16 protein-coding genes are annotated in these 16174 nt (G+C 53.0%); 9 read left to right on the forward strand and 7 right to left on the reverse strand.

The annotated features are described in order from the left end of the window. The first annotated feature begins 1 nt into the window (after position 1). The 3 genes from H924_RS03035 to H924_RS03045 are packed head-to-tail and all read left to right on the forward strand — an operon-like array spanning position 2 to position 2518. On the forward strand, positions 2-451 hold the full coding sequence (locus tag H924_RS03035) for a PH domain-containing protein (protein ID WP_029703523.1): 450 nt from the start codon (positions 2-4) through the stop codon (positions 449-451). After that, positions 448-1836, forward strand: a complete 1389-nt coding sequence (locus H924_RS03040) for a PH domain-containing protein (protein WP_015650488.1) — start codon at positions 448-450, stop codon at positions 1834-1836. The genes H924_RS03035 and H924_RS03040 overlap by 4 nt, the downstream gene beginning before the upstream one ends. Before the next feature lie 10 nt (positions 1837-1846). Beyond that, complete coding sequence (locus H924_RS03045) at positions 1847-2518, forward strand: metal-dependent transcriptional regulator (RefSeq protein WP_029703520.1); 672 nt, start codon at positions 1847-1849, stop codon at positions 2516-2518. A 6-nt stretch (positions 2519-2524) separates the two neighbouring features. Here H924_RS03045 and H924_RS03050 read toward each other — a convergent pair whose 3' ends face one another. Beyond that, complete coding sequence (locus H924_RS03050; RefSeq protein ID WP_211208109.1) at positions 2525-3319, reverse strand: metal-dependent hydrolase; 795 nt, start codon at positions 3317-3319, stop codon at positions 2525-2527. 194 nt (positions 3320-3513) lie between these two features. Between H924_RS03050 and H924_RS03055 the strand changes: the two genes are divergently transcribed. Together H924_RS03055 and H924_RS03060 are read left to right on the forward strand one after the other, a co-directional pair. Continuing rightward, positions 3514-4290 carry an NAD-dependent deacylase gene (locus H924_RS03055; RefSeq protein WP_015650491.1) on the forward strand — a complete coding sequence of 259 codons (777 nt, stop codon included), beginning with the start codon at positions 3514-3516 and terminating at the stop codon, positions 4288-4290. A gap of 6 nt (positions 4291-4296) precedes the next feature. Beyond that, on the forward strand, positions 4297-4749 hold the full coding sequence (locus H924_RS03060) for a tRNA-specific adenosine deaminase (RefSeq protein WP_015650492.1): 453 nt from the start codon (positions 4297-4299) through the stop codon (positions 4747-4749). A gap of 19 nt (positions 4750-4768) precedes the next feature. Here the strand turns inward: H924_RS03060 and H924_RS03065 are convergent, their stop codons facing one another. Further along, a complete protein-coding gene (locus tag H924_RS03065; RefSeq protein WP_015650493.1) occupies positions 4769-5242 on the reverse strand; it encodes a tRNA (cytidine(34)-2'-O)-methyltransferase in 474 nt (157 codons plus the stop codon). A 45-nt stretch (positions 5243-5287) separates the two neighbouring features. On the opposite strand from H924_RS03065, the gene H924_RS03070 reads away from it, so the two are divergent. Then, on the forward strand, positions 5288-6142 hold the full coding sequence (locus H924_RS03070; RefSeq protein ID WP_015650494.1) for a bifunctional methylenetetrahydrofolate dehydrogenase/methenyltetrahydrofolate cyclohydrolase: 855 nt from the start codon (positions 5288-5290) through the stop codon (positions 6140-6142). A gap of 76 nt (positions 6143-6218) precedes the next feature. Then, entirely contained in the window at positions 6219-6530 is a 312-nt protein-coding gene (locus H924_RS03075) for a DUF3017 domain-containing protein (RefSeq protein ID WP_015650495.1), read from the forward strand. A 1-nt stretch (position 6531) separates the two neighbouring features. Here the strand turns inward: H924_RS03075 and H924_RS03080 are convergent, their stop codons facing one another. The 3 genes from H924_RS03080 to H924_RS03090 form a co-directional block, all read right to left on the reverse strand. Then, positions 6532-7500 carry a DUF3500 domain-containing protein gene (locus tag H924_RS03080; RefSeq protein WP_015650496.1) on the reverse strand — a complete coding sequence of 323 codons (969 nt, stop codon included), beginning with the start codon at positions 7498-7500 and terminating at the stop codon, positions 6532-6534. Positions 7501-7631: 131 nt separating this feature from the next. After that, positions 7632-8765 (reverse strand): homoserine O-acetyltransferase MetX, encoded by a 1134-nt coding sequence (gene metX, locus H924_RS03085; RefSeq protein WP_015650497.1) that lies wholly within the window; start codon positions 8763-8765, stop codon positions 7632-7634. A gap of 193 nt (positions 8766-8958) precedes the next feature. After that, the gene (locus H924_RS03090) at positions 8959-10272 is read right to left on the reverse strand and encodes an O-acetylhomoserine/O-acetylserine sulfhydrylase (RefSeq protein ID WP_015650498.1); all 1314 of its coding nucleotides are present in this window, start codon (positions 10270-10272) and stop codon (positions 8959-8961) included. 418 nt (positions 10273-10690) lie between these two features. Between H924_RS03090 and H924_RS03095 the strand changes: the two genes are divergently transcribed. Continuing rightward, entirely contained in the window at positions 10691-12874 is a 2184-nt protein-coding gene (locus tag H924_RS03095) for a carbon starvation CstA family protein (RefSeq protein ID WP_211208110.1), read from the forward strand. 15 nt (positions 12875-12889) lie between these two features. Beyond that, complete coding sequence (locus H924_RS03100; protein WP_015650500.1) at positions 12890-13090, forward strand: YbdD/YjiX family protein; 201 nt, start codon at positions 12890-12892, stop codon at positions 13088-13090. Positions 13091-13135: 45 nt separating this feature from the next. On the opposite strand, the gene H924_RS03105 is transcribed toward H924_RS03100, so the two are convergent. Both H924_RS03105 and H924_RS03110 read right to left on the reverse strand, forming a co-directional pair. After that, the gene (locus tag H924_RS03105; RefSeq protein WP_029703513.1) at positions 13136-13837 is read right to left on the reverse strand and encodes a hypothetical protein; all 702 of its coding nucleotides are present in this window, start codon (positions 13835-13837) and stop codon (positions 13136-13138) included. A gap of 76 nt (positions 13838-13913) precedes the next feature. After that, complete coding sequence (locus H924_RS03110) at positions 13914-16130, reverse strand: NADP-dependent isocitrate dehydrogenase (RefSeq protein ID WP_015650502.1); 2217 nt, start codon at positions 16128-16130, stop codon at positions 13914-13916. Positions 16131-16174 lie beyond the last annotated feature (44 nt).

The raw sequence follows: 16174 nt of genomic DNA on the forward strand, positions 1-16174 counted from the left end.
CATGAACCCCGTGCTGCCCAAACTAACCACAGCTCGTTATATTGCACGTTTGCCCTGGTTGGTTATCATTGGAGTCATTTTTGCGGTTTTAGGATTTATGTTTAGCACCTGGTGGTATATCGGCACCGGCATCGCGGTGGCATTGCTGATTTGGCAGGTGTGGCTGATTCCGCAGCAAGTTAAACGCCTGGGTTGGTTGGAAACCCCTGATGAGCTGCTGATAACCAAGGGGAAATTGTGGCATATTTTCACGGTGGTGCCCTATGGCCGAATTCAATTTGTTGATGTCACCGCCGGCCCCATTGAGCGCGCGCTGGGGATGAAAACCCTCAAACTGAATACTGCATCGGCAACCTCGGATTCCACTATTCAGGGGTTGCCCGCGGAAGTTGCTGATCAATTGCGTGAGCGTTTGGCTACCCAAGCTAGGGAGCGGATGAGCGGATTATGAGCCAAGAATTTCAGAAGGTTCATCGGCTGACCCCATTACTTCGCATGTGGACGCTGATTTTGGCGGTGGTGGCAGGTTTCGCATTCAACGTTAACGCCTCCACCTGGGCAACGGTATGGGGTTTTATTAGCGGCGCTCACGATGTATCACTATGGCCAATGCTTGCTGCTATTGCCGCTTTTGTGCTGGTCTGTGCAGTTATTTGGGGGCTTTCCCAGATTTGGTGGAAGGCTACGGGTTATCGCCTCACCGATGAAGAATTACAGATGAAAAGGGGAGTGCTTAATACCCAATTGCGCAGCGCCCGTTTTGATCGCATTCAAGCCGTCGACATTGTGGAATCAATTATTGCGCGCATGTTTCGGGTCGCCGCGGTGCGTGTGGAAACCGCCGGTGGCAATGATTCGGCCATCGATATTTCTTATCTGACCCGCGGGGATGCGGAAAAACTAAAAAGAGCGCTTCTCGACGCCGCCCAGCGCCCTACCCCAACCCCCGCCGTAGCGGGGGAGCAGCTGGTGGAAGTCGGCGTCGATAAGCAAGTTTTGGTTCCTGAAATCCCTATTATGCGCAGTGTGGCAAGCGCTGCGTTGTCAATGAGTACGTTGATCACGGTTGTGGGTGTGATCATTATGTTTTTAACGCCCATTGGAGTTGCTGGTGGGCTGCCGTTTTTGGCGGGTATGGCACCGACGGTGTGGAACCTGATTGATAAATCGTGGAAATACAATGCCAACTTAAGAGATGGTGTGCTCAGTGTTAGTTATGGGCTGGCTGATCGTCGTCGCCAGTCCATTCCGCTAGAGCGCATTCATGCCATTCAACTGAGTCAACCGCTGCTGTGGCGAATGCTGGGGTGGTGGAAAGTAACTGTGACGGTAGTCGGTTATGGTGCAGAAACTAAGAAGGGCGGTACCTCCAAGATTTTGCCGGTTGGCTCCAAAGAGCTCGCCCTCAAAGTTTTGGCAGCGGTAGGGCCTTTGAGCCCGCAAGAGATTTCCCGCAGCGCCCACCCAGAGCATTTGAGCACCCCAACGTTTACCTCACCAGCCAAGGCAAAGTGGGTTTCACCACTGGACCGCAGCCGACAGGGCGTAACTCTTATTGGTGAGCAGGCGGAGGTGGCGGTAATTCACTATGGGCGATTGGTGCCACGAATGGCTGTTATTGAAACCTCGCATATTCAAGAACTCACTTTGCGACGCGGCCCTATCCAACGCCAACTCGGGTTATCCACAGTGGAATTTAACCTGGTACCAGGACCGGTGGCGATGTCCGCGCGTGATCTTAGTTATGCCCAAGGTACGGAATTATTACAGGTGCTGCGGCAGCGGAAACTACCGGCGCTCAGTGCTAGCTCAGGGCCAGAATTAGGGCTGGATTAGAATGTCTTTTATGCATATCTCAGATCTTCCCGACAAGTCCCAGGACTACCTGAAGACCATCTGGGATATTACGGAACTGCGCGCCGGGCAGCCAGCAGCCTTGGGAGAAATCGCAGAGAAGCTTAATCAAAAAACTTCCACCGCCTCTGAAGCAATTAAAAGGCTGGTGGCGCGCGGTTTGGTGAATCATGAAAAATACGCTGGCATCACCTTGACTCCTGCCGGCCAAAGGCTTGCCATTGATATGGTGCGCCGCCACCGCCTGCTGGAAACCTTCTTGCACGATGTCTTGGGCTACACCTGGGATGAGGTTCATAACGATGCTGACCTGCTAGAACACGCAGCCTCAGATCGATTTATTGAGCGTATTGATGCTCATTTGGGTCGCCCCCGTCGCGATCCCCATGGAGATCCCATTCCTACCGCCACGGGAGATATAGATAATCTCCCGCGTACCACTTTGGATACGGTGGCTCCAGGAGAAATTGTCACTATTTTGCGAGTCCAGGATAGTGATCCTGAGCTGCTGCGCTATTTGGCGGAATTTAAAGTGGGACCTGGTGCGCGGATTATTCTTGACGCCAGCCCCGCCGCTGGCATGGTGCACATCCGAGTGGAGGAAAGTGGGCAGAGATTCCCACTCGCCGAAACCCAAATGGCACTCATTAACGTAGAAACCTAGGCCCTGCTAAACGGGCAAGTGCAGCAGATTCACCATGATGGTGCGCATATTGCCTGAGGACACCAACCCGATTTGCACAATAACTGCCACTGAAAAGGCAAAAAGTAAAAAGCGGTCAGCGGGGCCATCGGCACGAATGCTTAAAAACTTAGGCAATTTAAGATTCCACCAGCGCCGACCTTTAAGAGGCAACAGTGGCGCAAATGCCGGAATGCCCGCCTTGGTGGCCATATCTCCCAACATATGGGTAACACAGCCGACTGTGATGGCAGATCCCAATACAATCCCGAATGAACTTTCGGGAGCGTAATTCCACACACCAATGGCCAAGGCTGCAGAAGCAGCTGTTACCCACAGCCAGTCCACACTCTTGGACCATTCCGGCAAAAGACCACGGATACCAAGGCCCAGGAAGAAAAAGAGCAAACCAATAACCGCAGGTTTTCCATAAGCGCCAATCAGTGCAGTAGCTCCCGCGCCGGTGGCTAGCGCACTCCAAATGGTGTGGGTAAGTGTGCGGTGGCCATTATTGCAGTGTTTATCCCGGCGCCCGCGCGTGATATTTACAAAGGCCTGAGAGGTGTTTTCGGTGAATCGAGAGATCACCTGCGTGATTGGTCCAAAGGATCGAGACACCGTCGCCGAAGGTGAATCAAGGTCTGGCAACAGGGCCGCGCCTGCGGTTAGACCGGCATAAATAAAAGTTTCGGTAGCGGTGGTGACACCACCCCATTCCGGCGGCAAAATTTGGGCCACAGCAAGACCCACTGCAGCACCACTCATAGCGTGGGTAGGACCCATGACCACGTGTACATCAGCTCACTTCGAGAATTAAAAATGAAAATACTTTCCACCTACACTAAACGATCACAAACACGCTTATTCAAACGGGTGCTCGAAAGTATTTGAAGCTTAAGTTGTCAGTGTGTCAACAGTTGAAAAATGTGATGAGTTTTTTACTGCATTTAGGTAGCAAAAAGGTCTATTTTTAAATCATGAGCGAACGTCAGCTGGAAAAGTCCATTGAGCAGGTTATTGAATTAGCCCGCGAAGCACGCAATATTGAGGTCTTTACCGGAGCTGGCATGAGCGCAGATTCGGGACTGGAAACATATCGCGATGATAAAACCGGAGTGTGGACCAAGGTGGATCCCCAGGCCATGGCAAGTATTGATGCCTGGCTTAAGGATCCAGAACCCATTTGGGCTTGGTACCGCTGGCGCGCCGGGGTAGCAGCACGGGCAGAGCCTAATGCTGGCCACCGCGCAATCGCTTATTGGCAAGGCAGTCACCTAGTTGACTATGTGCATGTCACCACCCAAAACATCGACGACCTTCACGAACGTGGAGGATCCAAAGATGTTACCCACCTACACGGCAGTCTTTTTAGCTACTACTGCACAGATTGCCAGCAGCCGTGGGAGGATGATCGCAATTATCCCGCACAACCTATTGAGCGGCTGACCCCACCGCTGTGCCAAAATTGTGGCGGCTTTATTCGCCCCGGTGTGGTGTGGTTTGGTGAGCAATTGCCCATGACCGAGTGGGATCTAGCAGAACAGCGCATCGCTGAAGCTGATCTAATGGTGATTGTTGGGACCTCAGGAATTGTGCAGCCAGCAGCATCTTTACCGGAAATGGCCTATCAGCGTGGCATCCCGATCGTAGAGATTTCACCGGCGCCCACTGAGCTCACTCGGTGGGCAACCTTGAGCTGGACAGCAACCGCAGCCCAAGCTCTACCGGCATTGATGCGCGAAATCAGCGCATAAAACACCATGACAGAAGATGATTTAGACCTATTGCAGCGGTGCATTGAGCTCGCGGCAATAGGTCTAAAAAAGGGCAATAGTCCCTATGGTGCGCTGTTGGTGGATCGTTATGGAGCTGTGGTTTTTGAAGGGCATAACCACGGCGATAAACATCCAGAATTTGAGATTGCGCAGCTGGCCGAAGCTACCATGAGTGCGGAAGATCGTGCCGTGGCCCGGGTTTATACCTCCACCGAGCATTGTGGCAGGTGTGCTGCAGCCCATCAGCGTGCGGGCTTGGGCGAGGTCTTTTGTGCAACAACCGCTTCTCAAGTCGCGGGTTGGTATTCAGCCTGGGGCGCGCCACACACATCGTTTGCCTCAGGGCTCAAAGTTAATGGTCCGGCACCCATCTTTGAGGAAGCCCTTTTTGATCTTCATCACTGGTACCACCTAGGAAACGTCGAAAAGCGTTTTTAAGACGCTTTTCGACGCACCCCTACACCCCGCCCGGAAAGCCGAGCTGCCTCCAGGCCTCGTAGGTGGCAACGGCAGCAGAGTTGGAAAGATTCATGGAACGCCGCCCCGGCAACATGGGAATCCGCAGCTCTTTAGTAATTCGCGCATGAGCCAAATGCTCCGGTGGCAAACCAGTTGGCTCCGTACCAAATAACAACGCATCGCCGGGCTCAAAATTGATCTCGGTGTAATGCGTGGTGGCAGCGGTCGTAAAAGCAAAAACACGACCGGGAACCGCAGCCATCGCTGCATCAAAGTTCGGATGAACTGTGACTTCCGCCAAATCGTGATAATCCAAACCCGCGCGCCTTAAGTGTTTTTCGCTGAGATCAAAGCCTAGTGGTTCAACAAGATGCAGGTGAGCGCCCGTTCCCGCGCACATGCGGATGGCATTTCCGGTGTTTGGAGGGATGACAGGATTGTCAAAGATGACATGTAAAGGGTGTTCGGACATGTCAATGATTGTAAGGCCTGAACAAAGGGTGGAATAATGGCGGGCGTGACTGCACTTAAACTTGATGGAAACCTATACCGCGATGAAATCTTCGCCGATCTGGAACAGCGCGTTGCTGCGCTCAAAGAAAAGGGAATCACCCCAGGCCTGGCAACAGTGCTTGTTGGCGATGATCCTGCCAGCCACTCCTATGTGAAGATGAAGCACCGTGACTGCGAGCAAATCGGTGTGAACTCCATCCGCAAGGACCTGCCTGCTGATGTAACCCAGGAAGAACTTTTTGCGGTTATTGATGAGCTCAACAATGACGATGCCTGCACCGGCTACATTGTGCAGCTGCCACTGCCCAAGCACCTTGATGAAAATGCCGTGCTAGAGCGCATCGATCCCAACAAGGATGCCGATGGCCTGCACCCAGTAAATCTGGGCAAGCTGGTTCTTAATGAGCCAGCTCCACTGCCTTGTACTCCTAATGGATCTATCAGCTTGCTGCGTCGCTTCGGCGTTGAACTTAATGGTGCCAAGGTTGTTGTTATTGGCCGTGGTGTCACTGTTGGTCGCCCAATTGGACTGATGCTGACCCGCCGTTCCGAGAACTCCACTGTGACCCTTTGCCACACCGGCACCAAGGATCTCGCCGCAGAAACCCGCAACGCAGATGTCATCATCGCCGCTGCTGGTCAGCCACATATGCTCACCGCAGATATGGTCAAGCCAGGTGCAGCAGTGCTCGACGTCGGAGTTTCCCGCAAGGACGGCAAGCTGCTCGGCGATGTCCACCCAGATGTGTGGGAGGTTGCTGGCGCAGTTTCTCCAAACCCAGGTGGCGTCGGTCCACTAACCCGTGCCTTCTTGGTACACAATGTGGTCGAGCGTGCTGAAAAGCTCGCTGGAATCTAAGCGTCTTTAACCAATGAGTAACCCCCACTCTGATTCCTCTTTAACGGCTATAACAGCTGTGACAGCACAGGAAGCGATGTTGGCAAACCCCCATGATGTGGGTCTTGCCCCTTCCAAGCTGCCGCAAAAGGTGCAGAAAGCGGGGGTTGTTCTCTTTGTCGTGGTTATTGTGGTGGCCGCGGTGTTTGCGCTAACTGAACACTGGCGCCGGGCCACCTTCACCTTGGGAATGTCCCTGATTTACCTTGCCGGACTGCGTTTGCTGTGCGATTCCCACATAATGGGCATTTTAGCAGTGCGTTCGCGCCGTTTTGATGCCTTTTATACCGCCGCGCTAGGCATTGGCATGGCCTTTTTAGCTGCCTCCGTGGATTCCCTGGGCAGCTAATTTAGGATTCATTCGGATTGGGGTCGCGGAATTCGGAATGAATTTCCGGGGTACCAGGAACTGCTGGATCTGCCTCCGCAGGCCTGCTCTCCTGATATTGGATATAAACCTCAGGGCCACTAATGCGGAATTGCATACCGTCTGGTCCTTGGGAACTCCACGAGAAATAAGTTTCGTCGATAGTCTCGGCGATCTCTTCCTTCTGCTGAGATTTAGCCTTAGGATCAGCCAATTCCACCCAATTGCTGGTGATAGAAATAAGCAATTGTTGCTGTTCAGTGCTCAGTTCCGAGCCTTTGAGTCCGGCATTTTCGGAAGTAGAATCCGTTTGCAATGCAGCGCGCTGGTCCTCGGTGAGGCTATTAAAAAACGCAAGTGCGGAATCATGAATCCGAGAATTCTTAAAAGGCACATCTACATCTGCTGCAACCTCAGCAATATCTGCTGCGCTGAGCTCAATATGTCCGGATTGGAAAGTGATTTGGCCATCAGGGAAAAATGTTGCCTCCACACCCGCTACTGGACCTTCTAGGCTGAGCTGCCAAGTTTGATCAGTAGCTGGTTCTTGGGAAAAACGCAGGAAGTGGTGCTGAGAGACATCTTCGGTGGGTTCTTGGGCAACATGATCAATCACGCCGGCCAAAATCCGATAAGCATCCTCATTAAACACCGATTCCAACACCCGCAGTGCTGTAACCTGCTGGGCACGACTTAAGCTATTGATATCTAGACCGGAGCCGAGCAACGCCGCGCGCTGCTCTTCATTGAGGTAGCCCAAAAAACCACGGGCAGTCAGCGAGGTTTCTTGCCCGGGGGTGGCCTCAAAAGAGGTGCTTGTCGACGCCTCTTGGGATGCGGTTTGCATCACAGAGGCGACTTTGGATGGCTGTTCAGAAACTGTAGGAGTTTCACCTTGCTGAGGTGCACATCCACTTAAGCCTAAGCTGCTGGCTGCAAGAGTGGTTGCCAATGCACCTGTGGTGTACCGACGACACGAGTTCAACAAAGTCACAACAGCTAACTTATGCTGATAAATATGGTTTATCCGGAAGATTAGCTGTGAGTTAAGTAGAGATACACAACGATAAATCTTATTTTCCTCTAAATATAAAACTCAATATAGGTAGATGGGTTGTCTTCATCGGGGGAGATGAGACTAAAGAAGTTTCGCAAAATGCGATCCATCTGGCGGGTTTCCGTAAGGAAAGCGTCATGGCCAACCGGGGAAACGATCTTAGCCATTGCAAGTAAATTGCCCAGATTGCGGGAGAGGTGTTCCTGCTGGTGGTAGGGGTACAAAATATCAGTATCCACACCGGCAACCAGCACTGGAACCTTAATTGCTTCTAGTGCCTTATTGAGTCCACCTCGGCCCCGGCCAATATCGTGACGATTAAGGGCGTCAGTTAAGACCACATAAGAGCCCGCGTCGAAACGCTTAACAAGCTTTTCTGCCTGGTAGTCGAGGTAAGACTCCACTGCAAAGCGCTGTTCCTGGCTGCGATATGCGCCCAGTGGGTTTTCGCCTTTTTGTGGTTTGGTACCAAATCGCTCATCAATTTCTAGCTCGCCGCGGTAGGTGAGGTGTGCAATGCGGCGGGCAGCTGCTAGACCTACTGCAGGGTTACATCCTGACTCATAAAAATTTCCTTCGTGCCAGTGATGGTCATTTTCAATGGCTTGGATCTGTGCTGATTGAATGCCAATCTGCCAAGCGCTGGCACGTGCAGAGACCGCCAAAACAGCTGCAGCCTGCACTACTTCTGGGTGCATTGCGGCCCATTCCAGGGTGCGTGCGCCACCCATTGAGCCACCCAAAACGGCTGATACAGTGGTGATTCCCAAAGAATCAAGGAATTGCTTTTCAGCAGTTACCTGGTCACGGATAGAGGTAGCGGGGAAGCGGTTGCCCCAAAAGTTGCCATCTGGGTGCAGGGAGCTAGGTCCGGTTGAGCCATTGCAGCCGCCAATAACATTGGTGCAGATGACACAATAAATATCGGTGTTGATTGCTTTGCCAGGGCCAATTAGCCCATCCCACCACTCAGCGGCATTGGAGTCACCGGTAAGTGCGTGTTCAATGAGAAGAACGTTGCTTATGCCATCGTCATTAACACGGTATTCGCCCCAGCGGTGATAAGCGAGTTGGGCGTCAATAATAACTGCTCCGGCCTCGGTGGGGACATCACCAATTGCTTGTGTTCCAAGCTGACCTACTGGTGCGAGTTGTGGCATAAAAAGCGAACCGCCTGTTCTGGGTGGGCAGGACAAAAATCCATTGTTAAACAATGTGAGAAAGCTTAGCTGTACCGCTCTGTCTAGTCTAGTTGGCTGGGGTGTTATATTCGCAGCTAAAATAATTAAAATCCCCGGCCTTTGGGCCGCAGATGGGCAGTTAAAAGGTCAGGGGAGTTAGTGGAACTTGGACTTAGATAGCTGCAAATCCAGCTTCAAGGTCGGCAATAATGTCATTGACATTTTCAATACCAACCGAGAGACGAATGGTGGATTCGGTGATTCCGGCGCGCTCTAGGCCTGCAACATCAGACTGGGAGTGGGTGGTGGTTGCAGGGTGAACTACGAGGGAGCGGACATCGCCAATATTGGCCAGGTTGGAGTGCAGCTTGAGGGCATCAATGAAGGCCCAGGCAGTTTCACGGCCACCGTTGATCTCGAAGGTAAGCACAGATCCGGTGTACTTCAGGCCTAGCTTTTCCTTGGTGGCATACCAAGGAGAATCTGGCAGGCCGGCAAAGTTAACCTTTGCCACCTTCTCATGGTTGTTCAGGAATTCTGCCACCTTGATGGCATTTTCATTGTGTCGTTCCACGCGCAGGGGCAGGGTGTCGATGCCCTGGATGGATACCCAAGCATTAAATGCGGAGAGGGTGGATCCGGCATCGCGCAGCAAACCAACACGAGCCTTCAGGCCAAATGCTGCAGCGCCGAGGTCGGCGTACTTCAGGCCGTGGTAAGCGGCATCTGGGGTGACAAAGTAGGGGAATACTGGCTTGCCATCGCGCTCGACAGTCCAGTCGAAGTTACCACCATCAACCAAAATTCCGCCCAGTCCGGAACCATTGCCGGTGTAGAACTTGGTCAAGGAAGCAACAACAATATCGGCGCCCAGCTCGATTGGGCGCACAATTGCTGCGGTAGCGATGGTGTTGTCAATGATTAATGGCACATTATTGCGGTGCGCAACCTCTGCGACGGCAGGGATGTCCAGGACGTCTGCCTGTGGGTTGGCGAAGGTCTCACCGAAGAAAGCCTTGGTATTAGGCTGCACGGCTGCCTGCCAAGATTCTGGATCATCTGGATTTTCTACAAAGCTAACGTCAATGCCCAAACGGTTCAGGGTGATCAGGAAGAGGGTCTCGGTGCCACCATAAAGTCGGGGGGAGGTAACGATGTGATTGCCAGCGCCTGCCAGGTTAAGGATGGCATTGGTGGTTGCAGCCTGTCCGGAGGAGAAAGCTACTGCGTGAACACCGCCCTCGAGAGAAGCGATGCGGTTTTCTAAGGCCTCAACGGTGGGGTTGGTAAGGCGGGAATAAACGGGACCAAGATCCTCAAGCGCAAAACGCTGCTTAGCGTGTTCTGCGGAATCAAAAACGAAGGCAGTGGACTGGTAAATCGGCAGGTTGCGGGCGCCAGTTTGGGTGTCAACAGGCTGTCCAGCGTGAATGGAGCGGGTTTCAAAGCTCCACTGATCTGCATTGGAATTATCGTATTTTGGCATGGTTTTAACGTCCTTTGATGTTTTGTGTTTTCCCAACCTCAGTGGATTGGGGCTCTGTGTTTCGACCATAGTGAACCGCTTGGTCTATTGCAATAGACCAAGCGGTTCAATTCACTTTTCGCTCCCAAATGGGGGTGTGATCCACTAACTAAAAAACCCATTTTAGTGGTGGGGGTCATGTTCAAGTGTTAGATTCCATCTGTAAAGAGCGTGAGAAAAAGCAAGGAAAAAACCCCTTTTTTTGCCAGCCTAAACCCACTGAATCCATAAAGGTACAGGTAGCGCGCCGTACAAGAACTAAACAGGAAGCGAAAGTCCTAACACTGTGAGTATTCAACAGCACGCACCTAAAACGGACAGCGATCTCATACACAGCACAGCCACCGACCTCCCCGTCGGTGTGAATAAAAATAAGAAGATGTCACCCACTGCCCGGGTGGCTTTATTAGTTTTTGGAATTTTGGCGGCAGTAGGTTGGGGCGCAATCGCCTTCGCGCGTGGCGAAACAATCAACTCGGTTTGGCTCGTACTCGCAGCTGTAGGTTCCTACATTATTGCTTTTAGTTTTTATGCCCGGCTTATCGAATATAAGGTGGTCAAGCCAAAGGCAGAACGCGCCACCCCGGCTGAATACGTCAATGATGGCAAAGACTTTGTTCCAACCGATCGTCGCGTGCTTTTTGGCCACCACTTTGCAGCAATCGCTGGTGCCGGTCCCTTGGTTGGACCAGTTATGGCTGCCCAGATGGGCTATTTGCCTGGCACCTTGTGGATCGTGCTCGGTGTGATTTTTGCCGGTGCGGTGCAGGATTACCTGGTGCTGTGGGTTTCCACCCGCCGTCGTGGGCGCTCCTTGGGCCAGATGGTGCGCGATGAAATGGGCACCGTTGGTGGTTTTGCAGGCATTATCGCAACCATCACCATCATGATCATTATTATCGCGGTGCTCGCGCTGATCGTTGTTAACGCTCTTGCGGATTCTCCTTGGGGTGTTTTCTCCATCTCCATGACCATCCCGATCGCCCTATTTATGGGTGTTTATCTGCGTTATTTGCGCCCCGGTCGAGTCACAGAAGTCTCCATCATTGGTGTCAGCCTACTGCTGCTGGCAATTGTGTCCGGCGGTTGGGTCGCGGAAAGTGAATTGGGCCAGCAGTGGTTCACCCTATCTAAGACCACTTTGGCATTTGCCCTGATTGCCTATGGCATTTTGGCTGCTATTTTGCCGGTGTGGTTGCTGCTTGCACCTCGCGACTATCTCTCCACCTTCATGAAGATCGGTGTGATTGGACTGCTGGCAATCGGTATTTTGATTGCACGTCCTGAGGTTCATATGCCGGCGGTCACCAGCTTTGCCACTGAAGGTAATGGCCCGGTGTTCTCCGGAAATCTCTTCCCCTTCCTGTTTATTACCATCGCCTGTGGTGCGCTCTCAGGATTCCACGCGCTGATTTCTTCTGGTACCACTCCAAAGCTGGTGGAAAAAGAAACTCAGATGAAGATGCTGGGATATGGCGGCATGCTCATGGAGTCCTTCGTGGCGATCATGGCGTTGATCACTGCCGTGATTTTGGATCGTCACCTGTACTTCGTCATGAATGCCCCACTTGCGTTAACCGGTGGTGCACCTGACACCGCAGCACAGTGGATTAATAATGCTGGAATTCCCGGCGCAGATGTCACCCCAGAACAGTTGGCAGCTGCAGCTGAGGGCGTTGGCGAATCGTCAATTATTTCCCGTACCGGTGGTGCACCAACCCTGGCCTTTGGTATGTCGGAAATTTTGTCCGGTCTGATCGGTGGCGCCTCCATGAAGGCGTTTTGGTATCACTTTGCCATCATGTTTGAGGCACTGTTTATTCTCACCACCGTTGATGCTGGTACCCGTGTTGCACGCTTTATGATGACTGATACCTTGGGCAACGTTCCGGGTCTGCGTCGTTTTAAGGATCCTTCATGGACTGTTGGCAACTGGATTTCCACCGTATTTGTATGTGCGCTGTGGGGTGCCATTTTGCTGATGGGTGTTACCGATCCACTAGGTGGCATCAACGTCTTGTTCCCACTTTTTGGTATCGCTAATCAGCTGCTTGCTGCAATTGCATTGTCCTTGGTGCTGGTTGTGGTGGTGAAGAAGGGTCTTTATAAGTGGGCCTGGATTCCAGCAATTCCGTTGGCATGGGATCTTATTGTCACGATGACTGCTTCTTGGCAGAAGATCTTCCATTCCAACCCATCCATCGGTTACTGGGCGCAGCACACCAAGTTCAAGGAGGCTAAGGCCAGTGGTCTCACGGAGTTTGGGGCGGCTAAATCCCCAGAGGCAATCGATGCGGTCATTCGTAATACCGCAATCCAAGGTGTACTTTCCGTCCTCTTTGCGGTGCTGGTTTTGATCGTCGTCGGCGCTGCGATCGTGGTGTGCATTAAGGCAGTTCGGGCTCGTGCAGCCGGCCATCCTTTGGAAACTACTGAAGAGCCCGATGTGGATTCTCAGCTCTTTGCTCCAGCGGGCTTTGTGGCAACTCCTCGTGAGAAGGAAGTTCAGCAGCAATGGGATGAGCGATTCCCACATGGCGCCCCCTTTAACTCCACGCACTAAAAGGAATTAGAGACAATGTTGCAGCTAGAAACCTGGACCAAAATTCCCAAAGCGGTGTGGTGGTACCTAACTGAGCTTATGGGCGATACCGCTTATGCTAAGTACACCGCGCATCTTAAGGCTCATCACCCGGATGCACCGATCCCCAGCGAGCGGGAATATTGGCGGGCACGATATGCCGAGCAAGACGCTAATCCAGGAGCTCGCTGCTGTTAAAACGTCGAAAAGCGTGCTTTTCGACGCGCCCCCTGCCCGCAACACCTACCCGGTGTGGCGGGCATTTTTGCGTGAATTACTCCACGCCCGCAACCCCAGCGCCACGGCCGCTAACGCGCCCGCACCGCCCAAAATGAGGTATTGCAGAGGAATCGGGCGAGCCTCATCAATGGCATCAACGCAGGCCTGAAAATCAGCCTTGAGTGCTTCTTGAGTATCGTTATATTGCGCGGTTTGGGCACTAAATTTCTCCACCCGAATCTCAGCAATGCGAGTGGTAGCTGCGTCCTCCAATTGGCTTAGCACCTTGGCGGCGGGATCCTCGGAAATGCCGTCAATAACGCCTCGGGCTTCGTCATAGGTATAGGTGGTTTTGAAATCCTCAGTTGCCACAGCAAGCGTGGGATCGGTGGAATCCTCCGGAATCAACATGGCCAAACCTTCACCCGAATTTAAGGCATCGAGGCGAGTTTGGATTTCCGTAGCGGTGGGAGCAGCCGGATCCTTGGCTACAAAACTTGCGATGGCTGCGCTAATTCCCGGATCTTGCGCCTCAAGCTCCGCGATGCGGGTAGCGCGCACATCAGCTTCCAAATCCTCCCAAAACTGCACCACAGGGGAAGAATCAGTATTGGAAGCTACACAGGTTTCATTTTCTACATCAGCGTTTAGAGTTGCCGCCGAGGCCAGGGGGCTGTGCAGTACGGTGGCGAAAATAAGCGCTGGAAGAATCTTTCGAAAATGCATAAAGCCCATTATGTCAGCCTTGGGCAGAGAAAAACGCCCTGCTTCCTTAAAGGAAACAGGGCGTTAGCCTAGAAGATTACTTCTTCAGAGCGTCAACGATCTCGTTGAACTCTGCAACTGGACGCATAACAGCGGTGGTCTTAGCCTCATCCGGAGCGTAATAGCCGCCCAGATCAGCAGGAGCACCCTGGTTAGCGAGGAAAGCAGCGTCGATCTCTGCAACCTTGGCATTCAAAGCCTCAGCAACAGGAGCGAAGGTTGCAGCCAATTCTGCATCCTCGGTCTGAGCTGCAAGATCATCAGCCCAGAACTTGGTCAGCCAGAAGTGGGAGCCACGGTTGTCGATCTCGCCAACCTTGCGGGATGGGGACTTCTCTTCGTTGAGCAGCTTCTCAGTTGCACGGTCAAGAGCGTCAGCCAAAACGCCAGCCTTGGTGTTGCCATGGTTGTTGAGCTCGTGGCGGAAGGACTCAGCCAATGCGAGGAACTCGCCGAGGGAATCCCAACGCAGGTGGTTTTCGGTCTGAACCTGCTGGACGTGCTTTGGAGCAGATCCACCGGCACCGGTCTCGAAGAGTCCGCCGCCAGCCATCAAAGGAACAACAGAGAGCATCTTTGCGGAGGTGCCCAGTTCCAAGATTGGGAAGAGGTCGGTGTTGTAGTCACGCAGGACGTTACCGGTAACAGAGATGGTGTCCTCGCCACGACGGATGCGATCGATGGAGAGCTGAGTTGCCTCAACAGGGGAGAGGATACGGATATCCAGACCCTCGGTGTCGTGATCCTTGAGGTACTTCTCAACCAAGGTGATCAGGTTACGGTCGTGCGCACGCTCTGGGTCAAGCCAGAACACTGCAGGCATACCGGAGAGGCGGGAACGGGTAACAGCAAGCTTTACCCAGTCCTGGATTGGAGCATCCTTGACCTGGCAAGCGCGCCAGATGTCGCCCTCTTCAACCTCGTGCTCGAGGATGACATCACCATTGGAGGCGATGATCTGAACCTTGCCGTCGGCAGCGATGCGGAAGGTCTTGTCGTGGGAGCCGTACTCCTCAGCCTTCTGAGCCATCAGGCCAACGTTAGGAACGGTGCCCATGGTGGTTGGGTCGAAGGCGCCATTCTTACGGCAGTCATCGATGACAACCTGGTAAATGCCAGCGTAGGAGGAGTCAGGGATAACAGCGAGGGTGTCCTGCTCCTGGTCATCCTTGTTCCACATGTGGCCGGAGGTACGGATCATGGCAGGCATGGAAGCGTCGACAATAACGTCGGAAGGAACGTGCAGGTTGGTGATGCCCTTTGCGGAGTTCACCATTGCCAGTGCTGGGCCTTCAGCAAGTGCCTTATCAAAAGCAGCCTTGATCTCAGCACCGTTGTCCAGGGAATCCAGACCGGAGTAAATAGCAGCCAGGCCGTTTTCGCCGTCCAGGCCAGCAGCCAAGAGCTGCTCACCGAACTGGTCATAAACATCCTTGAAGAATGCGCGTACAACGTGGCCGAAGATGATTGGGTCGGAGACCTTCATCATGGTTGCCTTGAGGTGGGTGGAGAAGAGGATGCCCTCTTCCTTTGCACGAGCAACCTGCTCGAGCAAGAAAGCGTCAAGTGCCTTTGCAGACAGGACAGTTGCGTCCAGAACTTCGCCCTGCTGCAACTTCAGGCCGTCCTTCAGAACGGTCTCGGTGCCATCAGCTGCGATGTGCTTGATGGTAACGGAGTCAGCTGCTTCGAGGATGACAGACTTCTCATTGTGGCGGAAGTCGTTGGCATCCATGGTGGCAACGTTGGTCTTGGAATCTGCAGACCAAGCGCCCATGCGGTGAGGGAACTTCTTAACAAAGTTCTTTACAGCGATTGGAGCACGGCGATCGGAGTTACCCTCACGCAGAACTGGGTTAACAGCGGAACCCTTGACGGTGTTGTAACGAGCGAGGATGTCTTTTTCTTCCTCGGTCTCGGCTGCATCGGGAAGGTCCGGAATGTCATAACCCTGCTCCTGCAGTTCCTTGATAGCAGCCTTAAGCTGTGGCACGGATGCGGAGATGTTTGGAAGCTTGATGATGTTAGCTTCAGGGGTCTTTGCAAGCTCGCCGAGTTCTGCGAGAGCGTCAGAAACCTTCTGCTCCTCGGTGAGGCGTTCCGGGAACTGGGCGAGGATACGGCCTGCGAGGGAAATATCGCGGGTCTCAACCTCAATACCCGCGGTGGCGGCAAATGCTTCTACGACTGGCTTGAATGAGTAAGTCGCAAGCAATGGTGCTTCGTCGGTGCGGGTCCAGATGATCTTAGCCATGAGTCTCCTTGGTTGATGGGCTCTTTTGTTCAATTAACCAGAAT

Origin of the sequence: Corynebacterium callunae DSM 20147 (assembly GCF_000344785.1) — a bacterium.
Taxonomy (GTDB): domain Bacteria; phylum Actinomycetota; class Actinomycetes; order Mycobacteriales; family Mycobacteriaceae; genus Corynebacterium; species Corynebacterium callunae.

What these genes read in the sequence shown, in the direction of transcription:
- H924_RS03035 (WP_029703523.1), top strand. Translation starts at nt 2, where the DNA reads ATGAACCCCGTGCTGCCCAAACTAACCACAGCTCGTTATATTGCACGT.
- H924_RS03040 (WP_015650488.1), top strand. Translation starts at nt 448, where the DNA reads ATGAGCCAAGAATTTCAGAAGGTTCATCGGCTGACCCCATTACTTCGC.
- H924_RS03045 (WP_029703520.1), top strand. Translation starts at nt 1,847, where the DNA reads ATGCATATCTCAGATCTTCCCGACAAGTCCCAGGACTACCTGAAGACC.
- H924_RS03050 (WP_211208109.1), bottom strand. Translation starts at nt 3,319, where the DNA reads ATGGGTCCTACCCACGCTATGAGTGGTGCTGCAGTGGGTCTTGCTGTG.
- H924_RS03055 (WP_015650491.1), top strand. Translation starts at nt 3,514, where the DNA reads ATGAGCGAACGTCAGCTGGAAAAGTCCATTGAGCAGGTTATTGAATTA.
- H924_RS03060 (WP_015650492.1), top strand. Translation starts at nt 4,297, where the DNA reads ATGACAGAAGATGATTTAGACCTATTGCAGCGGTGCATTGAGCTCGCG.
- H924_RS03065 (WP_015650493.1), bottom strand. Translation starts at nt 5,242, where the DNA reads ATGTCCGAACACCCTTTACATGTCATCTTTGACAATCCTGTCATCCCT.
- H924_RS03075 (WP_015650495.1), top strand. Translation starts at nt 6,219, where the DNA reads ATGTTGGCAAACCCCCATGATGTGGGTCTTGCCCCTTCCAAGCTGCCG.
- metX (WP_015650497.1), bottom strand. Translation starts at nt 8,765, where the DNA reads ATGCCACAACTCGCACCAGTAGGTCAGCTTGGAACACAAGCAATTGGT.
- H924_RS03090 (WP_015650498.1), bottom strand. Translation starts at nt 10,272, where the DNA reads ATGCCAAAATACGATAATTCCAATGCAGATCAGTGGAGCTTTGAAACC.
- H924_RS03095 (WP_211208110.1), top strand. Translation starts at nt 10,691, where the DNA reads ATGTCACCCACTGCCCGGGTGGCTTTATTAGTTTTTGGAATTTTGGCG.
- H924_RS03100 (WP_015650500.1), top strand. Translation starts at nt 12,890, where the DNA reads ATGTTGCAGCTAGAAACCTGGACCAAAATTCCCAAAGCGGTGTGGTGG.
- H924_RS03105 (WP_029703513.1), bottom strand. Translation starts at nt 13,837, where the DNA reads ATGCATTTTCGAAAGATTCTTCCAGCGCTTATTTTCGCCACCGTACTG.
- H924_RS03110 (WP_015650502.1), bottom strand. Translation starts at nt 16,130, where the DNA reads ATGGCTAAGATCATCTGGACCCGCACCGACGAAGCACCATTGCTTGCG.